The following is a 14,091-nucleotide window of genomic DNA, read 5'->3' as shown; positions in this document are numbered from 1 at the left end:
CGTGACCGAGGCGGGAGTACCGTCGGTCCCCGGCCGCGGCCCGGACGTGGCAGGCTCGCAGGCGACGAGGCGCAGCGGTACGCACCGTGGGAGGCAGCGTGCATGTCGTGATCATGGGTTGTGGCCGGGTCGGCTCGACCCTGGCTCACAACCTGGAGGCCCGGGGACACTCGGTGGCGGTCATCGACCAGGACGCGGACGCCTTCCGCCGGCTGCGGCCCGACTTCGCCGGGGTCACGGTCACCGGGGCCGGCTTCGACGGCGATGTGTTGCGCCAGGCCGGCATCGAGCGGGCCGACGCCTTCGCCGCCGTCTCCAGCGGCGACAACTCCAACATCATCTCGGCCCGGTTGGCCCGCGAGACGTTCGGTGTGGTCCGGGTCGCGGCTCGCATCTACGACCAGCGCCGCGCGCAGGTCTACGAACGACTGGGCATCCCCACCGTGGCCACCGTCCGGTGGACGGCCGACCGGATGCTGCGGCACCTGCTGCCCGAAGGGAACGTGGAGATCTTCCGCGATCCGACGAGCACCGTCTCGATCGTCGAGGTGCCGGTGCACAAGGACTGGATCGGCCGCCCGGTGCGGGCCCTGGAGGAGGCGACCGGCGCCCGGGTGGCGTACCTGATCCGCTTCGGCATCGGCACGCTGCCCACGGTGGCCAGCGTGGTGCAGGAGGGCGACCAGATCTTCATGCTGGTCACCGACGACATGGTGGCGGCGGTCACATCCGTGGCGGCGACGCCGGAAGGGGGTCAGTGATCATGCGGGTCGCTATCGCCGGCGCCGGCAACGTGGGCCGCTCCATCGCCCAGGAGCTGATCGAGAACGGGCACCAGGTGATGCTCATCGAACGGCAACCCCGGATGCTCCGGCCGGCCCGCGTGCCGGACGCCGAATGGGTGCTGGCCGACGCCTGCGAGCTGGCCAGCCTGGAGGAGGCCGAGCTGGCCGGCTGCGACGTGGTGGTCGCGGCCACCGGCGACGACAAGGTGAACCTGGTGGTCTCGCTGCTGGCCAAGACCGAGTTCGCGGTGCCCCGGGTGGTCGCCCGGGTCAACCGGGCCGAGAACGAGTGGCTGTTCACCGAGCAGTGGGGCGTGGACGTGGCGGTCAGCAAGCCCCGGGTGATGGCCGCGCTGGTCGAGGAGGCGGTCACCGTCGGCGACCTGGTCCGGCTGATGACGTTCCGGCAGGGCGAGGCGAACCTGGTCGAGATCACCCTGCCGCCGACCGCGCCCTACGTCGGGCACCCGCTGCGCGAGGTGCCCCTGCCCCGGGACTCCGCGCTGGTGGCGATCCTGCGCGGCAAGCGCGTCCTGGTACCCAGCCCGGACGACCCGCTCGAGGCCGGCGACGAGCTGGTCTTCGTCTGCACCGCCGAGGTGGAGGACGCGGTACGGGCGGTGGTGCTCGGCCCGGACAGCGTCGAGCGCACCCGCGAGTCACGCTGACCACTGCGCCGGGTCGGGCCCCGGCACCCCGACCGCCGGGGCGGCTCAGCTCGGCAGTGGCTCCGTGCGGTGCTCGCGGGTCACCCGCCGCACCGTCCAGACCGTGATCAGCAACAGCAGCACGTACGGCGGGTAGCCCAGGGCCAGCCGCGCCACCCCGAGGGCGGTCTCCATGTCGGCGGCGGCGGCCTCGTCGCCAAGCTGGTCGAACCGGCGGGCCGCCAGGTAGATGCCGGCCTGCACGCCCACCTTGGCCAGCCAGACGACGCCCCACAGCACGGTCAGCCTGGTGAAGGTGCGCACCAGCAGGGGGTCGTCGCGCCACTGCGAGCTGCCCTTGGCCACCAGCACCGACCAGATCCAGCCGACCAGCGGTTGCCGGATCACCGCCGACAGCAGCAGGGCCAGGCCGTAGCCGATGCCGTAGAGGATCCCCGGCAGGTAGAAGTCACGCGCGTCGCCGGTACGCCAGGCGATGGCGGCGCCGATCCCGATGCCGACCAGCCCGTTGACCGCGTGCCGCACCGGTCGGCGCTGAGCCAACCGCAGCCCACCGATCAGCAGCGCCACCGCCACCGAGGCGATCACCGCTGGCCGCAGGTCGGTGACGATGTTGGCGATCACGAAGACCACCACCGGGACGCTGGACTCGGCCAGCCCTCGCCAACCGCCGAGCTGGTCGGCCATCTGCTCGGCGACGGTGGGCAGCCGCTCCTCGTCCACCGGCCCGGTCTCCGGCTGGGTCGCCGGCTGCTGTCCGGTCGTCATCGCCCGCTGTCCATCCGCAACGCCCGCAGGTTCACTTCGACGGCTCCAGCTCGTAGTACGGGTTGTAGATCACCTTGCGGTCGTCGCGCACCGCGACCCGCCCCCGGGCCGTCAGGTGCCGGCCCGGCTCGATGCCGACGATGTGCCGCCGCCCGAGCCAGACCAGGGTCACGACGTCACTGCCGTCGTAGAGATCCGCCTCCAGCGCCGGCAGGTTCGTCCGGGGGGTGTAGACGACGGTACGCAGGCGGCCACTGACCGACACCACCTGCCCCCGACCGCACTGCAACACCGGCATCGCGCCGCAGCGGGCACTCTCCCGCTGCAGCTGTTGCGCCTCGATCTCGGCCTCGCTCGCGGTCAGCCGTCGCAACATCCGCCGCAGCGAACCCCGACCCTCGTCGGTGGCCATGTGCTCCGCGTCACCCTCTCCACACCGGTTGGCCGGTCTCGGAAGCCACCGCCGCCGGACAACTGCCGCGACGGCACCCGCCAGCGTACGCCGGACAGGCCGTTCCCGGCGCACCGGAAGCGCTCCTGCGGCCGGGCCGGGCACCCGCGCGGGCGCGGGGCCGCTGCTGGCCGATCAGCGGTTCCCGGGCGCCGACGCGGCGTCGGCCGGACCGGCCGCTGCGGCCTCTCCCGCCTCCCGGGGCAGCCGCAGCGGCAGCGGCTCACGCACCGGCTTGGCCTCCACACCCCGGTCGACGACCAGCCCGTCCAGGCAGCGGGTCAACGGACCGGCGGCGGACGGATCGGTGGCCGCCGCGCCCTGGTAGACCGCCCGAACCATCCAGCGCGGGCCGTCGATGCCGACGAACCGCAGATCGGTCAGGCCGTCCTCGGTGCGTACCCGGGCGTGCAGCTCGGTGCCGTACTCGCCGGTGGCCTCCTGCGCGGCGGCGCCGTCGGCGACCAGCGACTGGCGGATCTCTTCCCGTACCTCGTCCCAGATCCCCTCGGACCGCGGGGCCGCGAAGACGCCCAGTTGCAGGGCGCTCTGGCCGTGCACCAGCACGACCTGCTGGACCACCCCCTGCTGGTCGGCCTGCACCCGCACCTCGACCTCGGGCACCGCCGGGATCTGCAGGCTGCCCAGGTCGAGCCGCTGCACCTCGGTCGGGGCCTCGGTGACGTCGTACGGCCCGCGCGCCGGCTCCGCCGGAACCGACGGGGCGTCCTCGGTCTCGGGCAGGTTCGTGGCCCGCTCGTCAAGGGCGTGCCGTCCCGCGGCCCGCTTCCGGGAGAAGATCACTGCGTCCAACCTCCGCTGTTCGCACTCACGGTGCCATCTTTTCCGTTCGCGCCGTCCGTGGCCGGCGGCGGTACCAGCCCGGCGTGCCCGCCGGTGGAGCCGTGCCCGCCGGTCCCGCGTCCGGACGCGGGCAGCTCGGCCACCGGCTGGAAGATCGCTCGTTCCACCCGCTGCACGATCAGCTGCGCGATCCGGTCACCCCGGGCGATCTTCACCGCCGCGGCCCGATCGTGGTTGATCAGGTTGACCAGGATCTCACCCCGGTAGCCGGCGTCGACCGTACCGGGCGCGTTGAGCACCGTCACGCCGAGTCTGGCCGCGAGCCCCGATCGGGGATGGACCAGGCCCACGTACCCCTCGGGCAGGGCGATCGCCACGCCGGTCGGCACCAGCGCCCGACCGCCCGGTGGCAGCTCCACGTCGGCGGCCGCCACCAGATCGGCACCGGCGTCACCGGGATGGGCGTACGCCGGCATCGGCAGCTCGGGATCGAGCCGCCGGACCGGCACGGGCACCACGTCGGTCACGATGTCCCTCTTTCGTCCGTTCCGCTGGGGGTGACCCTGTCATCCTGCCCGGTACCCGAGGGCCGCCGCGCCGTACCCTGGCACGAGTGAGCCAGTCAGCGTCACCTTCGTCCGTCTCGGCCCCCCCGGCGTACGCCGAGCGCCTGCGGCTGCCCTGGTGGTTGTGGCTCGCCGGGCTCGCGGCCGCCGCCCTGCTCGCCGTGGAGGTGTGGATGGGCGCGGCCGGTGCGCGCGCCTGGCTGCCGTTCGCGGTGCTGCTGCCCGCCGCTGCCGCCGGGCTGGCGTGGTTGGGCCGGATCCGGGTCGCGGTGACCGACGCGGAGCTGCGGGTCGACGACGCCCGGCTGCCCGTCCGGTTCGTCGCGGACGCCGTCGCGCTGGACGCCGCGGGGCGGCGTGAGGTGCTCGGTGTAGGCGCCGATCCGCTGGCGTTCGTCGTCCAGCGCCCGTGGGTCCCCGGTGCCGTCCAGGTGGTCCTGAACGACCCGGCCGACCCTACGCCGTTCTGGGTGGTCAGTTCCCGCCACCCGGTCGAGCTGGCCGAAGCGCTGCTGGCCGCGCGGGACGCGGCCCGCTGATCCGAGCCGCCACCGCTCACCGGACCGTGCGCTGTCCGCCGACGCCGCTGCCGGCGGTCAGGACGACTCCGGCAGGGCCGGCGGGGTGGGCGACGCACCGGGCAGGCTGTGCCGCTGCCGGCGCAGGTCGGCGCGGAGCTGGTCGGCCAGCGTCCGGGTCGCCCGCCGGTTCAGGTAGCTCGCCACCGCGGCTCCGGTGAGGAAGGGACCGAGCGTGGTGAGGTTGCGGCCGAACCGCTTGAGCAGCGTGTCCCGCAGCTCGTTCCGGGCGGCCGTACCCAGCACGGCGCCCACGCCGACGCCGGGCATCATCGGGTTGACGCCGCGCTGGCTGGCCCATGCCTGCACCAACGCGATCGTCCGCTCGGTGCCGCCGGCCGGCAGCGGTAGGCCGTAGATCTCGTGCAGCTCACCGGTCAACTTCAGCTCCACCGCCACCACCGCGACCGTCTCGGCGGCGAGCAGTACCGGAGCGGACAGCAGGGTCGGTGTCACGGTCCACTGCACCGCCGAGGCTCCGCCGCCGGCCGCGCCGACCCCCGCCGTGGCCCGGGAGGCGTTGCGGACCAGCCGGTCGGCCAGTTCCTCGTCCGACAGCCCGGGAAAATGGCGGCGCAGGGTGGCCAGGTCCCGAACCGGCACGTGCGGGGCGATCTCCGCGACGGTGTCCACCATCCAGCGCAGCGCGGCCCTCGGCTTGAACAGGTCGCCGATCCCCCGGGCCCGAGCCTGGCCGACCAGCCGGGTGAGCAGTTGACGCCGTCTTGCCGGCTCGATCTCGTCGGCGGTCAGCGCCGCGACGGTCTTGCCCAACTCGTCGCGGTCCTCGGTGCGCTCGCTGTCCTCGCTCATGACCGCACCACGGCGCCGCGCCCGCCGATTCGCTCGCTCATGGCTATCGAGTCAACCAGGTTGCGCGGCGTCGCGCTCGCCGAGCCGGGCGGCGGCGACTCCACTTGGGAGTCGCCGCCATGGTCGTGGTCGTCGCCCTGCGGTCAGACGCACTCTCGGCAGATCAGCTCGCCGTTGCGTTCCACCGCGAGCTGGCTGCGGTGGTGCACCAGGAAGCAGCGGGCGCAGCGGAACTCGTCCTGCTGCATCGGTAGCACCTTGACCGTCAGTTCCTCGTCGGCAAGGTCGGCCCCGGGCAGCTCGAAGCTCTCAGCCACTTCGGCCTCGTCGACGTCCACGGCGCCCGACTGCGAGTCGACGCGCCGGGCCTTGAGCTCTTCCAGGCTGTCCTCGCCGAGGTCGACCTCGTCGCGGCGCGGAGCGTCGTAGTCGGTGGCCATCGGTTTCACTCTCCCATTTCGATGTTGTCGCTTCCGGTTGTAACGCCGGACGACGCTGTTTCGGTTCCGCTGGCCGGCTACCGCTAGTGTCGGCCACCTGACCCGACGACCGCTCGGACCAGACCGCCAGAGGATCTCCCCGGCGAGCGCGGAACCCTACCCCCCCTTTGGGCGAGGCATGTATACCGCCCTCGTGGCTGAGATGTACGCCCCTGCACGGGAAGTTGTTCCCAATGTGACTCAGGCGACACGAAGATAGGGGTAGTACTACCCCGTTCTCCGGTGGCGCGCCGGCATGTCGGACTGTTTCCACGCGACGGTCGGACACCCGTTAACCTCAGCGGCGTACCCGACGACCGACGGAACGGCCCGATGGTCGGCCGCCGCCACCCACCACTGCCCGGGAGTGACCTGATGAGCTTTGCGCGAGTGCGAGCACTCGTTGTCGTCGGTTTACTGGCGGTGGTCGCCCTGGTCTTCGTGGTCGTCGCCCTGGTCCGGGACACCCAGAGCAACGCCGGCGCCGGTGCGGGTTGTCCGGACGACTGGCCGCGCGCCGACGTCACCCTGCGCGACCACAAGGACGTCAAGATCAACGTGCTGAACGGCACGGATCGTCCCGGTCTGGCCGCCGACGTCGCGGGCGACTTCCGTAACCGCGACTTCCAGGTGCAGAAGGAAGCGACCCAGAAGAAGAAGATCGACGACGTGGCGGTGCTGCGCTACGGGCCGAAGGGAGTCGGCTCGGCGCACCTGCTGCGGGCGTACTTCCTCGGCGACGCCGAACTGGAGTACGACCCCAAGCGCGAGGACGACATCGTCGACGTGGTCCTGGGCGGCAGCTTCCAGCAGTTGGCCACCATCACCGAGGTCAACCAGTCGCTGGGCGACCTGGGTGCCCCGGTCGCCCCGCCCGGTTCCTGCCCGATGCCGGTCGACGGCTGACCGCCGGGTCTTCGAGCGGGTCCGACCGGGCACCAGGCGGCCTCAGGGGCCGCCGGAGGCGTCCAGGGCGGCCAGGCGGTCGTGCAACGCGTCGAACAGCGCCGGTGGGGCGGCAACGACCATCTCCGGCCCGGGGGCCACCCCCTTGAGCCCACCGACCCGCAGACCGGCCTCGGTGGCCACCAGCGCCCCGGCGGCCTGGTCCCAGGCGGCCAGACCCTTCTCGTAGTAGGCGTCGGCCCGCCCCTCGGCGACCAGGCAGAGATCGACCGCCGCGGCGCCGAGACGGCGGATGTCGCGCACGTGCGGAATCAGCTCGGCCAGTACGCGGGCCTGGTGAACCCGGCGGGCGGCGTCGTAGCCGAAGCCGGTGATCACCAGCGCCTGACCGAGATCGGTCTCGGTGGAGCAGTGCAGCCGCCGACCCGCCCGCCAGGCACCCCCGCCGACGGTCGCGGTCCACTCCTCGCCGGTGTGGATGTTGCGCACCACACCCGCCACCACCTCGCCGTCCACCTCCGCGGCGATGGACACCGCGCAGTGCGTCAGGCCGTACAGGTAGTTGACGGTGCCGTCGATCGGGTCGACGATCCACCGCACCCGGGCACGCGGGCCGTCGCCACTGGCCGCGGCACCGTACTCCTCGCCCAACACGGCGTCATCCGGCCGCAGCCGGCGCAGTTCGGCGGTGATCTGACGCTCCACGGCCCGGTCAGCCGCGGTCACCACGTCGGTGACGGTGCTCTTGGTCGCCGCGACCGAGACGCCTTCGGTCCGCATCCGGTACGCGGTGGCCGCCGCGCCCCGGGCCACCTCGATCGCGATCTCCAGCAGTTGCGGTGGCGGTGGCGCCGCGCGCTCCATATCCGTTCCCTTCCCGCACGGCCAGGTATCCGGCTTCCGCGCGGGTATCATCCTTACAAAGTCCAAAAGCGCACCGAATCGGCGGTCCCGACCGCCGATCAGCCGTGCGGCGCAGGATGATCGCCGCAGACGGCGTTACAATTCACCCCTGCCCACGCGCCACGGGCCGCCCGACAACCGGCCGGCCCGGGACACGGGGGTTCCTCAACCACATCGCCCGGCGCGGTGCCCTACGCTGCGTCGGACGAACCCGGCCGTGCTCGCTCTTCGCCTCCGGAAGGTCATTCGTGACAGAACCCCGCCAGACCGGCGCCGACGTTCGCTCGCTCACCGACACTTTGATCGCCCACGCGCAGAGCGCCGGCGGCCAGCTCACGTCGGCCCAGCTCGCGCGCACCGTCGAGTCCGCCGAGGTGACTCCGGCCCAGGCCAAGAAGATCCTGCGGGCGCTTTCCGAGGCCGGGGTGACCGTCGTGGTCGACGGCTCGGCCAGCACCCGCCGCCGGGTCGCCGCCGCCCGGTCCGCCACCCCCGCGTCCCGGGCCACCACCGCCAAGACCACCAAGAAGGCGGCCGCGCCCGCCCCGAAGCAGGCGCCTGCGGCCGAGGAGGCATCGGCACCGGCACCGCGGAAGGCGACCTCCCGCAAGGCGGCCGGGACCACCGCGGCAGTGGCCGCCAAGGCCGCCGCGCCGGCCAAGAAGTCCACCCGGGCCACCAAGGCGACGGTGGCCGCCGCGGCGGGCGCGGCGAAGCCGGCCAACGCAGCCGAGGGCGAGGCGGCCGAGGGCGAGGTCAATCCGGAGGAACTCGCCGCTGAGATCGAGGACGTGGTGGTCGAGGAGCCGGCGGAGCTGGCCCAGGCCGCCGCGGCCGACGCGGCGAACTCCGCCACCGACAACGACTTCGAGTGGGACGACGAGGAGTCCGAGGCGCTCAAGCAGGCGCGTCGGGACGCCGAGCTGACCGCCTCGGCGGACTCGGTCCGGGCGTACCTCAAGCAGATCGGCAAGGTCCCGCTGCTCAACGCCGAGCAGGAGGTGGAGCTGGCCAAGCGGATCGAGGCCGGGCTCTACGCCGCCGAGCGGCTGCGGGCCGCCGACGAGGGCGAGGAGAAGCTCGCCCGCGACATGCAGCGCGACCTGCTGTGGATCTCCCGGGACGGTGAGCGGGCCAAGAACCACCTGCTGGAGGCGAACCTCCGCCTGGTCGTCTCGCTGGCCAAGCGGTACACGGGCCGGGGCATGGCCTTCCTCGACCTCATCCAGGAAGGCAACCTCGGCCTCATCCGGGCCGTGGAGAAGTTCGACTACACCAAGGGCTACAAGTTCTCCACCTACGCCACCTGGTGGATCCGACAGGCCATCACCCGCGCCATGGCCGACCAGGCCCGCACCATCCGCATCCCGGTCCACATGGTCGAGGTGATCAACAAGCTGGGCCGGATACAGCGCGAGCTGCTCCAGGATCTGGGCCGGGAGCCCACGCCGGAGGAGTTGGCCAAGGAGATGGACATCACACCGGAGAAGGTGCTGGAGATCCAGCAGTACGCCCGGGAGCCCATCTCGCTCGACCAGACCATCGGTGACGAGGGCGACAGCCAGCTCGGTGACTTCATCGAGGACTCGGAGGCCGTGGTCGCCGTCGACGCGGTCTCGTTCTCTCTGCTTCAGGACCAGCTCCAGCAGGTGCTGCAGACGTTGTCCGAGCGTGAGGCGGGTGTGGTACGTCTGCGGTTCGGGCTGACCGACGGCCAACCGCGTACCCTGGACGAGATCGGTCAGGTCTACGGAGTGACCCGCGAACGGATCCGGCAGATCGAATCCAAGACGATGTCCAAGCTCCGGCATCCCTCGCGTTCCCAGGTTCTCCGGGACTACCTCGACTGATCAGCATCCGTCAACTGATCGTGCCGTTTTGACCACCTGGCGTACAACGTCGGATGGTGATCAGGTGGTTGCACGAATGTGATCGTTGACGTGGCACCCTGGGTGCACGGCACACTATCCGTGCCAGGTGTGACCTCGGTCCCCCGCGGGCACACAGGGAAGGCGAGGCCCGACAAGGGTGTTGCACGATAGGTGACCAAGACCGAAGAGAGTGTTCATCGGTGACGACCAGAGGAGGAAGGCGATGACCCCGACCCTCACGCCGCCGCCCGAGACGGTGAGCCCCCCGGCCGCCGATGAACGGTGCGACCGCTGCAATGCCGCCGGCAAGCTCCGGATCACCCTGGCGGGTGGCAGTGAGCTGGTGTTCTGTGGGCACCACGCCAACAAGTACGCCGAGGATCTCGTCAAGATCACCGTGCGGTACGCGACGGACCCGGAGTTCACCTGGCGCGGCGCTGACCTGATGGCCAACTGAGGCCTGAGCGACCGACACAAGCCGGCCGGAGACACCCACAGGGTGTCTCCGGCCGGCTTTTCCATGCCCTGGCCTTGGTGGACCAAGAGGTTCGCGTCCCGAAACCGCCCCCACGATGACGGGGCGGCGGGGGCCGTCCGGTGCCCATGGAGGGGGTGGGGTCGGTGGGGTGGGCGGTGTCAGAGGGTCTGGACGGTGGCTATGCGTTCTTCCAGTTGCTCAATGGTGGCCTGGGCGCTGGGTGGGCCGCCGCAGATCCGGCGCAACTCAGCGTGGATCTTGCCGTGGGGCTGGCCGGTGCGGTGGTGCTGGGCCGCGACCAGGGCGTTGAGCTGGCGGCGTAGGGCCACCCGGCGCTGGGCGGCGCTCATCGGTGCCGGCGGAGCGGACGCTGGCGCCGCGGATTCCGTCCTTCGCTCGGTCGCCCGACGTCGCTGGGCAGCGAGCTGGTCGGCCTGTCGTTTGGCGAGCAGTGACGCCACCTGTTCCGAGGTGAGCAGCCCGGGCAGGCCGAGATACTCCTCCTCCTCGGGGGTGCCGGCCTGGGCCGCCGTACCGAACGAGGCCCCGTCGAAGATCACCTGATCCAGTTCCGCCGTGGCGGACAGCGCGGCGAAACGCTTCTCCAGTTCACCGCTGGCCTGCTCGTCGCGCTGAGCCCGGTCCAGCAGTTCGTCGTCGAAGCCCTCGCGGTCCTTGGGTTTGCCGAGCACGTGGTCCCGCTCGGCCTCCATCTCACTGGCCAGCCCGAGCAGGTGCGGCACGCTGGGCAGGAAGACCGACGCGGTCTCCCCCGGGCGTCGGGCCCGGACGAAGCGCCCGATCGCCTGCGCGAAGTACAACGGGGTGCTGGCACTTGTCGCGTACACACCGACGGCCAGCCGGGGGATGTCGACGCCTTCGGACACCATTCGCACCGCGACCAGCCATCGTTGCTCGGACGCCGCGAACGTCGCGATCCGGGCCGAGGCACCCGCGTCGTCGGAGAGCACCACGGCCGCCCGCTCCCCAGTCACCTGCTCGATGAGCCTGGCGTACGAGCGGGCCGTCTGCTGGTCACTGGCGATGACGAGGCCGCCCGCGTCGGGCATGCCCGCCTCCCGCAGCACGGTCAGCCGGGCGTCGGCCGCCCGCAGCACCTGCGGCATCCAGTCGCCCGCCGGATCCAGGGCGGTACGCCACGCCTGGGCGATGAGATCCTGCGTCATCGGTTCGCCCAGCCGGGCCGCCAGTTCCTCCCCGGCGTTGGTCCGCCACCGGGTCTCACCCGAGTACGCCAGGAACAGCACCGGCCGTACCACGCCGTCGCGCAGCGCGTCGCTGTAGCCGTAGACCGAGTCGGCCCGGGAACGCAGCAGGCCGTCACCGCCCCGCTCGTAGCTGACGAACGGGATGGGGTTGTCGTCGGACCGGAAGGGCGTACCGGTGAGCATCAGCCGGCGTACCGCCGGCTCGAAGGCCGCTTTCACCCCGTCCCCCCAGGTACGCGAGTCACCGGCGTGGTGGATCTCGTCGAGGATGACCAGGGTCCGGCGGGTCATGGTGCGCCGCCGGTGCACCTGCGGTGCCATTCCGACCTGCGCGTAGGTGACCACGGCACCGTGGAAGTCGGCCGAGGAGTGCAGGTCGGCGTTGCGGAAGGCGGCGTCGAGTTGGATGCCCACCCGGGCCGCCGCCTCCGCCCACTGGGTCTTCAGGTGTTCGGTCGGCGCGACCACGGTGACCGCCTCGACGCTGCCGTCGGCGAGCAGTTCGGCGGCGATGCGCAGGGCGAAGGTGGTCTTTCCGGCCCCGGGGGTGGCGACCGCGGTGAAGTCCTCAGCCCGACGGCGCAGGTACTCCACCAGAGCCTTGCGCTGCCAGGCGCGGAGGGATGGAAACGTGTCGAGCGCCGGCGTCCGGACTGCCACCCGTTCGCTCCTCTCCGGCCACGGAATGTCCCGGCCGCAGGCCGGCGGCCCGGGCCGGGGGGCACGGCGGTCGCCCCACGAAAATGCCTCCGCGCAGCCGAGCCGCGAAGGCCGACTCAGCATAACCAGCAGCCGCCCGGCCGCCCACGCGACGCCACACCCCTTACCGGGGTGCCGTGCGCCACTGCCGGCTCACTCCGGCGGCGGCCCCGACAGGCCGGTGCGGGGTGGTCGCACCGTCGCCACCGGAGCCGACCAGCGCCGACGCAGGGCCACCAGGCGTACGCCGAAGACCAGCACCACGGCGACGGTGAGCGGGATCGGCCCGGTGTGCCCGAGGCCGTGGAGGAGCACCACCACGATCGAGCCGACGAGCGACGCGACCGCGTAGATCTCCCGCCGCAGTACCACCGGAATCTCACCGGTGAGCAGGTCGCGGACGAGTCCTCCACCGATCGCGGTGATCATGCCGATCAGGCAGGCACCGACCGCCGGGACCTGGGCGTCGAGGGCTTTGAGGGTGCCGGCGACGGTGAACAGGCCGAGCCCGGCCGCATCAAGCACCAGGACGGTGGTGCGCAGCCGGGCGAACTGTGGATGCAGCCAGAAGATCGCTGCGGCGGTCACGGCGGCGGTACCCGCGTAACGCCAGTCGGCGAAGGCCAACGGCGGAACCTCGTCGATGACCAGGTCCCGGACGATCCCGCCGCCGAGGGCGGCGACGAAGCCGACGAAGACCACGCCGAAGAGGTCGAGCCGTTTGGCCACCGCCGCGGAGGCGCCCGAGGCGGCGAAGACCGCGACTCCGGCCAGGTCAGCCAGGAGAAGGGCGGTGGAGGTGGTCACCGCCGCAGGTTACGCGGGCCGCCGCGCGGACCGAGGGCGTCACTCGCGGTACGAGTCGTAGATCTCCTTGCACTTCGGGCAGACCGGCGAACCCGGTTTGGGCGTCTTCGTCACCGGAAACGTCTCCCCGCACAGCGCCACGACGAAGGTGCCCATGACGGCACTCTCGGCGATCTTTTCTTTCCGGACGTAGTGGAACATCTCCGGACCGGTGTCGGCGTCCTTCAGCTCGGGACGTTCGAGGATCTGTGTACTCACGTCTGCACCTCCAACCGACAAGTCTGGCAGGTCACCCGCACCCGGTCCACCTGAGGTGACCCGGAGGGCGGGCGTACGGTGAGCGATTGTGACCGACTTTCATCTTCGCTACGGCACCGAGGTGGCCCGGGCCCTGCGCGAGCAGGGGCCCGTGGTCGCGCTGGAGAGCACCATCGTCTCGCACGGCCTGCCCCGGCCGGACAACCTCCGGGTGGCCCGGCAGATCGAACAGGCCGTCCGGGACGCCGGGGCGGTGCCGGCCACCATCGGCATGGTGGCCGGCGAACTCGTGGTCGGGCTCGACGACGCCGAACTGACCCGGCTGGCCACCGCCGACGGGGTGACCAAACTCTCCGTCCGCGACCTCGCGGTGGCGGCCGCATCCGGCGCTGACGGCGCCACCACCGTGGCCGCGACAAGTGCCGTGGCGGCCGCGGCGGGCATCGGCGTGTTCGCCACCGGCGGGCTGGGCGGGGTGCACCGCGAGGCGGCGCAGACCTTCGACGAGTCCGCCGACCTGGTCACCCTGGCGCGTACGCCGATCGCGGTGGTCTGCGCCGGGGTGAAGTCGATCCTCGACGTGGGCGCGACCCTGGAGCGGCTGGAGACCCTCGGGGTGGCCGTGGTCGGTTACCGGACCCGCCGGTTTCCGGGCTTCTTCATCACCGACGGCGGCTTCGACCTGGACTGGTCGGTCGACTCCCCGGAACGGGTCGCCGACGTGCTGGCCGCCCGCGAGCGGCACCGGGCACACCATGGCGGGCTGATCGTCGCCAACCCGCTGCCCACCGACGAGCAGCTCGACCCGGACCTGCACGACCGTACCCTCACCGAGGGTCTCGCCCGGCTGGAGCGCGACGGGGTGACCGGCAAGGCCGTCACGCCGTACCTGCTGGCCCACTTCCACTCCGCGACGCAGGGTGCCAGCCTGGCGGTGAACGTCCGGATCATCCTGCGCAACGCCGACCTGGCCGCCCGGATCGCGGTCGCCGCGGCCCAGCGCCGGGTCGACGCGTCGGCGTGACCGG

At 72.0% G+C, this 14,091-nt stretch carries 17 protein-coding genes; 7 read left to right on the top strand and 10 right to left on the bottom strand.

Features of this window, described 5'->3' with window-relative positions:
* Nucleotides 1–98: 98 nt before the first annotated feature.
* Nucleotides 99–761: a TrkA family potassium uptake protein gene (locus O7597_RS19985; protein WP_269739230.1), complete on the top strand. Its 663-nt coding sequence runs from the start codon at nt 99–101 to the stop codon at nt 759–761.
* Nucleotides 762–763: 2 nt separating this feature from the next.
* Complete coding sequence (locus tag O7597_RS19980; RefSeq protein WP_269739231.1) at nt 764–1,453, top strand: TrkA family potassium uptake protein; 690 nt, start codon at nt 764–766, stop codon at nt 1,451–1,453.
* A 45-nt stretch (nt 1,454–1,498) separates the two neighbouring features.
* Here the strand turns inward: O7597_RS19980 and O7597_RS19975 are convergent, their stop codons facing one another.
* From O7597_RS19975 to dut, 4 genes are all read right to left on the bottom strand, one after another.
* On the bottom strand, nt 1,499–2,221 hold the full coding sequence (locus tag O7597_RS19975) for a DUF3159 domain-containing protein (RefSeq protein WP_269739232.1): 723 nt from the start codon (nt 2,219–2,221) through the stop codon (nt 1,499–1,501).
* A 31-nt stretch (nt 2,222–2,252) separates the two neighbouring features.
* Complete coding sequence (locus tag O7597_RS19970) at nt 2,253–2,633, bottom strand: OB-fold nucleic acid binding domain-containing protein (protein ID WP_269739233.1); 381 nt, start codon at nt 2,631–2,633, stop codon at nt 2,253–2,255.
* Nucleotides 2,634–2,807: 174 nt separating this feature from the next.
* Nucleotides 2,808–3,476 (bottom strand): DUF3710 domain-containing protein, encoded by a 669-nt coding sequence (locus tag O7597_RS19965; protein WP_269739234.1) that lies wholly within the window; start codon nt 3,474–3,476, stop codon nt 2,808–2,810.
* Entirely contained in the window at nt 3,473–4,003 is a 531-nt protein-coding gene (dut, locus tag O7597_RS19960) for a dUTP diphosphatase (protein WP_269739235.1), read from the bottom strand. The genes O7597_RS19965 and dut overlap by 4 nt, the downstream gene beginning before the upstream one ends.
* 86 nt (nt 4,004–4,089) lie before the next feature.
* Between dut and O7597_RS19955 the strand changes: the two genes are divergently transcribed.
* Complete coding sequence (locus O7597_RS19955; protein ID WP_164445572.1) at nt 4,090–4,581, top strand: DUF3093 domain-containing protein; 492 nt, start codon at nt 4,090–4,092, stop codon at nt 4,579–4,581.
* Nucleotides 4,582–4,638: 57 nt separating this feature from the next.
* Here the strand turns inward: O7597_RS19955 and O7597_RS19950 are convergent, their stop codons facing one another.
* Both O7597_RS19950 and O7597_RS19945 read right to left on the bottom strand, forming a co-directional pair.
* Nucleotides 4,639–5,433, bottom strand: a complete 795-nt coding sequence (locus O7597_RS19950) for a hypothetical protein (protein WP_281580380.1) — start codon at nt 5,431–5,433, stop codon at nt 4,639–4,641.
* A 143-nt stretch (nt 5,434–5,576) separates the two neighbouring features.
* Nucleotides 5,577–5,873 carry a DUF4193 domain-containing protein gene (locus O7597_RS19945; RefSeq protein ID WP_007075406.1) on the bottom strand — a complete coding sequence of 99 codons (297 nt, stop codon included), beginning with the start codon at nt 5,871–5,873 and terminating at the stop codon, nt 5,577–5,579.
* Between the two features lie 429 nt (nt 5,874–6,302).
* On the opposite strand from O7597_RS19945, the gene O7597_RS19940 reads away from it, so the two are divergent.
* Nucleotides 6,303–6,818 carry a LytR C-terminal domain-containing protein gene (locus O7597_RS19940; protein WP_269742607.1) on the top strand — a complete coding sequence of 172 codons (516 nt, stop codon included), beginning with the start codon at nt 6,303–6,305 and terminating at the stop codon, nt 6,816–6,818.
* A 42-nt stretch (nt 6,819–6,860) separates the two neighbouring features.
* Here the strand turns inward: O7597_RS19940 and O7597_RS19935 are convergent, their stop codons facing one another.
* Nucleotides 6,861–7,682, bottom strand: coding sequence for an inositol monophosphatase family protein (locus O7597_RS19935; protein WP_269739237.1), 822 nt, complete (start codon nt 7,680–7,682; stop codon nt 6,861–6,863).
* Between the two features lie 287 nt (nt 7,683–7,969).
* Here O7597_RS19935 and O7597_RS19930 point away from each other — a divergent pair, with 287 nt between their 5' ends.
* Both O7597_RS19930 and O7597_RS19925 read left to right on the top strand, forming a co-directional pair.
* The gene (locus tag O7597_RS19930) at nt 7,970–9,571 is read left to right on the top strand and encodes an RNA polymerase sigma factor (RefSeq protein WP_269739238.1); all 1,602 of its coding nucleotides are present in this window, start codon (nt 7,970–7,972) and stop codon (nt 9,569–9,571) included.
* Nucleotides 9,572–9,815: 244 nt separating this feature from the next.
* Nucleotides 9,816–10,049, top strand: coding sequence for a hypothetical protein (locus tag O7597_RS19925; protein ID WP_093410327.1), 234 nt, complete (start codon nt 9,816–9,818; stop codon nt 10,047–10,049).
* Nucleotides 10,050–10,228: 179 nt separating this feature from the next.
* Here O7597_RS19925 and O7597_RS19920 read toward each other — a convergent pair whose 3' ends face one another.
* The 3 genes from O7597_RS19920 to O7597_RS19910 all read right to left on the bottom strand — a co-directional run bounded on the left by O7597_RS19920 (nt 10,229) and on the right by O7597_RS19910 (nt 13,063).
* Nucleotides 10,229–11,959, bottom strand: a complete 1,731-nt coding sequence (locus O7597_RS19920; RefSeq protein WP_269739239.1) for a DEAD/DEAH box helicase — start codon at nt 11,957–11,959, stop codon at nt 10,229–10,231.
* Between the two features lie 192 nt (nt 11,960–12,151).
* The gene (locus O7597_RS19915; RefSeq protein WP_269739240.1) at nt 12,152–12,805 is read right to left on the bottom strand and encodes a trimeric intracellular cation channel family protein; all 654 of its coding nucleotides are present in this window, start codon (nt 12,803–12,805) and stop codon (nt 12,152–12,154) included.
* A gap of 39 nt (nt 12,806–12,844) precedes the next feature.
* Entirely contained in the window at nt 12,845–13,063 is a 219-nt protein-coding gene (locus O7597_RS19910; protein WP_093410319.1) for a DUF3039 domain-containing protein, read from the bottom strand.
* Between the two features lie 88 nt (nt 13,064–13,151).
* Here O7597_RS19910 and O7597_RS19905 point away from each other — a divergent pair, with 88 nt between their 5' ends.
* Nucleotides 13,152–14,087, top strand: coding sequence for a pseudouridine-5'-phosphate glycosidase (locus O7597_RS19905; RefSeq protein WP_269739241.1), 936 nt, complete (start codon nt 13,152–13,154; stop codon nt 14,085–14,087).
* The last annotated feature ends 4 nt before the right edge of the window (nt 14,088–14,091 follow it).

The organism is Verrucosispora sp. WMMC514 (assembly GCF_027497295.1).
In the GTDB taxonomy this organism is placed as follows: domain Bacteria; phylum Actinomycetota; class Actinomycetes; order Mycobacteriales; family Micromonosporaceae; genus Micromonospora; species Micromonospora palythoicola.
The sequence above is the reverse complement of the archived record's forward strand: the minus strand, read 5'-3'. Positions and strand labels throughout refer to the sequence as shown.

Coding starts and splice junctions, on each gene's coding strand:
- O7597_RS19980 (WP_269739231.1), top strand. CDS start 764: ATGCGGGTCGCTATCGCCGGCGCCGGCAACGTGGGCCGCTCCATCGCC.
- O7597_RS19975 (WP_269739232.1), bottom strand. CDS start 2,221: ATGACGACCGGACAGCAGCCGGCGACCCAGCCGGAGACCGGGCCGGTG.
- O7597_RS19970 (WP_269739233.1), bottom strand. CDS start 2,633: ATGGCCACCGACGAGGGTCGGGGTTCGCTGCGGCGGATGTTGCGACGG.
- O7597_RS19950 (WP_281580380.1), bottom strand. CDS start 5,433: ATGAGCGAGGACAGCGAGCGCACCGAGGACCGCGACGAGTTGGGCAAG.
- O7597_RS19945 (WP_007075406.1), bottom strand. CDS start 5,873: ATGGCCACCGACTACGACGCTCCGCGCCGCGACGAGGTCGACCTCGGC.
- O7597_RS19935 (WP_269739237.1), bottom strand. CDS start 7,682: ATGGAGCGCGCGGCGCCACCGCCACCGCAACTGCTGGAGATCGCGATC.
- O7597_RS19925 (WP_093410327.1), top strand. CDS start 9,816: ATGACCCCGACCCTCACGCCGCCGCCCGAGACGGTGAGCCCCCCGGCC.